The following is a 5,445-nucleotide window of genomic DNA, read 5'->3' on the forward strand; positions in this document are numbered from 1 at the left end:
ATATTTTTACACCATGACCCCAGGAATTGCAGAGACCAATAATCCCAGAGTTGATGGCCAATATTCCAGCTATTGTTCCAGCTAAGGCCGGGCCAACCCCCGTCTCGGCTGTCAATACAGCCGCTATACCAGCCACACCCGCTCCAGCAGCATAAGCATTTTGCACCGCAGAGGCAGCACAACTACTAAGGAGGATCGCTGGAGGGAACTTTTGGAAACCATTTCTCCCCTCACAAGCGGCTCGCAGCGCAACGGTATGTGGATACAATTCTTCCGACTTATCGTTCAGATCGGACAGAGTAGACTCAGAGGCTTGAACGTTCCACCCCTGACTTATTAACCCTACGGAGAAGTCTTCAAGCGTTTCTTCATCTATCGAGGGATCTTCCTGAGCCTTGGAGAAGTCAAAGGAAGAAGAATCTTTGTCAAGATACTTTTCAATGCTGCGGAATGATGCTTCTTGACGCTCGTCCAATCCACTTTCTTGCGCTTCCATCTCCTCATACGAGAAGCCTTCCCCTCCCGCCGTAAACGAAGAGGGCTCCTCAGCACTAGCATATGGGAATGAAACATTCGCCGCGACGAGAAGTAGAGATGCACAAACCGCACCCTTGCGGAATTTCTTGCCTAGAATCATTTTCCAAACCCTCACTTTCGAGTGAATAGACACACCTTCTGGCTACAACTCCGTACGATAACGCAAGGACTCAAGCCGGTCAAGAGATAACTTACAGTTAAAATTGAACAGATAGAACCTATATATTTATTAAATGCAAATTACCAACCACCCTGCACAACGGAAATAACCCACCCCTATAGATGATCTAACCATGCTCACCGCAACAGTGACAGACCACAATCCAGGAGATAAGGCCCGCCACAGCCCCGCTTGCCACATGAGACTCCCTAGCCCCACGCCCTAGCTCCGAGCGTGCCGGAAACAAAGCCAACCAAGCACTCTGCCCCTTTGACCTATCAAGGCGGTGCACCCACCAGGTAATAGATCGCTGGCACTGCCAATACCGCCCCCGCCCGGCGCGCTCGCTCAACCCATGACCCCAAACCCAAACACGCCGGGGAACAAGGGCCAACCACAACCTCACCTTTCTGCGCTCTGGCCCGTAAGGAAACACTCGGCGGGCGGTAAATCGCTGGCAGCACTAATACCGCCATGTCCCGACACACAGCTTTTCTTCCTGATCCACCTGGGCGTGTATCCCCTGCTAACCCACGTACCCCCCGACTCCGGCCACGGCCACGGTGTGCCTGGCTAGATACCCGCTCCCCACGCCGTACCCCCTACACCCAGCACTTCCCTCGTCACCCGGCGCACCCTGACACCCATGCACGGACTCAGTCGAGGCTAACCCCTACTACCGCCCGCATAGAACTACTCACAGCGCCCACCCCCACCGCACCACACGACGCGAAACTCCCCGCATATCACGAGAAATAACTTCCCCACCGCCACAGCACCAACCCTCATCGCTCCGCCAAAAAGGAAGTTCCTCATCAGCCACCACGATAGTACCCTCCGGGGCACCCTCGTAATCCTCCTCTGTAACAAGAAAACCCGGGTGATCAGCGGCAGCATCATCGTCATCATCGTCCATATCCCAGATAAGAAGATGAAGATCATCAAGCGCTTCCGACATCGAACTCCCCAGTGCTTCGCAACGAGACAAAGCCTCCATCATCAAAGCAATTTCGCTGGCACGCACCATAATCCTATCTCTATTACTCATATACCCACCCTACAACAAAACTTTCAAACACTCAAATACTTAAACACTTAGATGTGTAGGTTCCAGACACCACGCACCCTGCCAGACACCCACACCCCGAACACCAAGCCCAAACTGCCCACACCCACACCCACAGCCACACCACCACCGCGCACCCTAAGCCCGCACCCCGAAAATCCCGGCCACCAACCCAACCCCAGCAGCACACCCGAGCACCAACCCAACCCGAAGCGCCCCCAGCAGCCCAGACGCGCGCCGGGCACCCAAGCACGTACTGGCCACCACCAAGACCCGTCGGCGCTCACCTCGGCTTGCACTAGGGCCCGGCGCGCTCGCGCCTCCACGGCTTGCGCAACAGGCGCGCCCCGCCGCAGGCGAACACCCCACCAAGAGCACGCACCACACCACTTAAACGCCTAAACACTACGCACCTTGAATACTCAACCGCCCGCCCGCGCCCACATACAAAGAGGCCACCACACACCCACAGCCCCGTGGGGGCACCCCACCACAGCCACACCCCACGCTCACCCCACCTGCACCAGGCACCCGGCGCGCCCTTGCACCCACTCCCGAACTCACGGCCACACCACCAGATCGGACACCACCGCCCGCGACGGACACTCCGCATCGCCCGCGCCCCGCGCACCGCACCCACCCAAGCACATACTGGCCACCCCAGGCGCACACCCTGCCACGCAGCCACCGTCCGCACCGCCGCACCCGCGCAGCACCCGGCGCACACAGACCCCCGACCACAACTGCCCCTCGACCCAGGATCACCCAACCCGGATAAGTCCCACCAACCCGCCGACGATCCCTCCACACACCCGAGCACCGCCCGCAACCGCAGCACACACACGACAGCCACGACCACGAACTGCCACGCACCTGCCACACGCACTACCACAGTCCGTCCGCGAGCACAGACACCGCCCACACACCGTCGATCCCACGACACGCGCCCTAGCCCCAGCACACAACCCACCAGCCACAACACCCGGCACGACCTAGCCCCCTAACCCCCACCTCCAACTCAGCCTGCGCCCCCAGACCCACCACCGCGCACACCACAGCCCGAACTCGCTTCCCCTCCATGCCCACGCGTGATAGTGCTCGAAGCACCTTTCAACAACTTCTACAACAACTATTTTCCACCCCGAACAGGGACTACGAGTACCACCACCACGAAAGTTGTTACAGAGTTGTTGAAACAAAAACAACACCCGCACACCCTGCACACACAGCGATCTCTACCCCACGCAGCACCACACACCGCCGCCGGCATACAAACCCGTCCGAGCCTTGACACCCACACCAACCCCACCCAGGCACCTGCGACCACACCCACCTACCCTGACCCCACCACCAGCATAAACACTCAAACATCTAAACACTTGACAGTTTAAACGCTTTCCACTACACTAGACCGCAGACCACCAGAAAGGAAGAACACCATGAACCACGAGGCCCGCCTCCCGCTCCACGACACCTATGGCGACATCAACGCCACCATCACAACCATCCTCGACACCATGGCCAAAGAAGCAAAAACAGCAATGAACCGCGAAGGCGCTTCCCTGGGCGAAAGAAGCGAGAACCTGGGCAGGTGGAGCGCCCTACAACACGCACGAAAAGAAATCAACGAATTCCTACGAGAAAAGCAAGAAGAACTCCTCACTGAAAAGGACGGAAGTAACCAATGGTTAATATAGATTTCCTAGGCGCCGTGCTCATATTTTTCAATAGTGTGCTTCTTGTCATCACCTGCTTTGAACGGTGGCGTCTCTCAAGAACCTCAGCACGACTAGCCCACGCGCCCCTAGGAGCCATCCCCGGCGCCCTCCTCGGGGCATGGACCCACTCGAAAAACCGTTTATCCCAGATAAATGCAACAGCCTTAGGCTTCGCCATACACGGCATAGCCATAGGGCTTATCATCCACACACCCCACATAGCACCAGTCCTCGTAACGATACTCGCTCTCATCACAAGCTGCTTCCTGCTCTACAAGGCACAGAAAAACCTCGCCCAAGAAGAACAAGCACTCCACACACTCCTCGAACAAGAATAAAAATAAGCCAACCTAAAGAAGAAGGTGCAAGTGGTGGAATACGATGCCGTCACTGCGTCCAACAACATTCTCGCCCGGTCCTTCGCTGAGGGGATAACCATCACTCCCATGAAACTTCAAAAGATTCTCTATTTCATGGCCAGCGAGTATCGGAAAAGAACTGGTCATGATCTCTTCCCGGAGTCATTTTTGACCTGGGAGTACGGCCCTATGCTAAATAGTGTCTATCGTGAGTTCCGGGGTTTTAGCAGGAGTCGGATTACAAGATATGCTCAGGATGCTACAGGGGAATCTGTCCTCTATGATGAAGATAGCAACACTGTATTTAGGGATGTGTTGAGTCGGGTCTGGCTTGTCACTCGCGATAAGTCGGCGGTGGAACTCTCGGAGATTACTCACTGTCAAGATTCTGCGTGGGATAAGGCGTTTCAAAACTACCAGTCGGTTTTGTCGAACGATGACATCGCCAAAGATGAAACCTATCGTGAACTGCGGGGGTTGTCGTAAGTGAGGAGCATCGAAAACCTATCCAGCCCAGGGGAGCACCCCAACAACGACCAAAAAACACAGGTCACGCTCCAGCCCCTGCCACAGACCACCACCACCGGCACAGCCCACTCGACGATCTCCCCTCATCCCCACACAACAACCACCCGGCGCGCTTTGCCTTTGCCTCACCAACCCAGGTGAGCCCCGCCATCCGGTTGCCCTCTCCACGCGCCGGGCACCACCGGAGCACCCACGCACCCGCCTGTACCCGCAACCCGGCGCACCCTAGCCCCTACACCCCCGCGACCTCCAAAGGGACCACACACGACCCCCGAACAGACCCCAGGCGCCCACACACCAACCAACCCGGTACCGCCAGACACCACCCGCGCCCCGGCGCGCCCGAACTCCCTCCCCCACACCACCAACGCACCGGGCACACCACACCGGCCACCGACGGACCCCGCGCACGAGTCCACCCACACACTGACCACCGCACACATCGAGGTGCTACTGGTAAATCACGGGCGCGAGGTAGTAGAGATCAAATTGGTGGACGCCCTCCCCAGTACTGAGCGCGGCAACGGCGGGTTCGGCCCCACCGGCACCTAACCGCGCCGCTGAGACGGGCGCCCCGCGTGCCACACCCGCACCTCCGAAGCATCCCACAGGGGGGTGCCATGCAGCCGCGCAACCGGCGTAGGGGCCTGCTCACGCGCCACATACGTTGTCCAGGTGGAGCGCGCTACGCCACAGTGACCCGAGCACTGCTCAGCGGGCCAAAGCTCACGCCCGGTGTCCCAGTCGATGTAACCGGCGCGCATCAGCAGGCCTTGATGTGGCGGTGGCGCAGGTATGCGGAGACGGTGAGGAAAGCCGCGACAGGGAGGGCGATTTTCCAGCCAGTAGTGACGGCGATCAGGATGATGCCGAGGGTGGCGAATAGGGCATCTTCTCGGTCAAGCATGATGGAGCCTTTCGGGTAGTGTGGGGGCGAGCCCCGGTTCTGGATGGTACGAGCTTCCAGAACCGGGGTCTCTATTTCTTCTCATTCTTTGTCGGTTTTACCTGCTTTTCCTGGTGTTTTTCTTTGTACCAGGCTCTGCGGTCTGCGCTGATCGCTAGGTAGATACCGAC

The 5,445-nt window shown here is 58.0% G+C and carries 6 protein-coding genes; 3 read left to right on the plus strand and 3 right to left on the minus strand.

Going from position 1 to position 5,445, the window contains the following annotated elements:
- Positions 1-637: hypothetical protein (locus B140_RS13985; RefSeq protein ID WP_156801782.1), on the minus strand; the 637-nt coding region annotated here is incomplete at its 3' end.
- 757 nt (positions 638-1,394) lie between these two features.
- The gene (locus B140_RS0111175) at positions 1,395-1,745 is read right to left on the minus strand and encodes a hypothetical protein (protein ID WP_156801783.1); all 351 of its coding nucleotides are present in this window, start codon (positions 1,743-1,745) and stop codon (positions 1,395-1,397) included.
- Between the two features lie 1,457 nt (positions 1,746-3,202).
- On the opposite strand from B140_RS0111175, the gene B140_RS13990 reads away from it, so the two are divergent.
- From B140_RS13990 to B140_RS13535, 3 genes are read left to right on the plus strand one after another with little or no spacing between them, the layout of a single operon-like run.
- Positions 3,203-3,460, plus strand: coding sequence for a hypothetical protein (locus B140_RS13990; protein ID WP_156801784.1), 258 nt, complete (start codon positions 3,203-3,205; stop codon positions 3,458-3,460).
- Complete coding sequence (locus B140_RS13995) at positions 3,448-3,819, plus strand: hypothetical protein (protein WP_156801785.1); 372 nt, start codon at positions 3,448-3,450, stop codon at positions 3,817-3,819. Before B140_RS13990 ends, B140_RS13995 begins: the two co-directional genes overlap by 13 nt.
- Positions 3,820-3,852: 33 nt before the next feature.
- Positions 3,853-4,326, plus strand: coding sequence for a Panacea domain-containing protein (locus B140_RS13535; protein WP_244874431.1), 474 nt, complete (start codon positions 3,853-3,855; stop codon positions 4,324-4,326).
- 805 nt (positions 4,327-5,131) lie between these two features.
- Here B140_RS13535 and B140_RS14000 read toward each other — a convergent pair.
- Positions 5,132-5,275, minus strand: a complete 144-nt coding sequence (locus tag B140_RS14000; protein ID WP_018119440.1) for a hypothetical protein — start codon at positions 5,273-5,275, stop codon at positions 5,132-5,134.
- Positions 5,276-5,445: the final 170 nt, after the last annotated feature.

Source organism: Corynebacterium mastitidis DSM 44356, assembly GCF_000375365.1.
In the GTDB taxonomy this organism is placed as follows: Bacteria; Actinomycetota; Actinomycetes; order Mycobacteriales; family Mycobacteriaceae; genus Corynebacterium; species Corynebacterium mastitidis.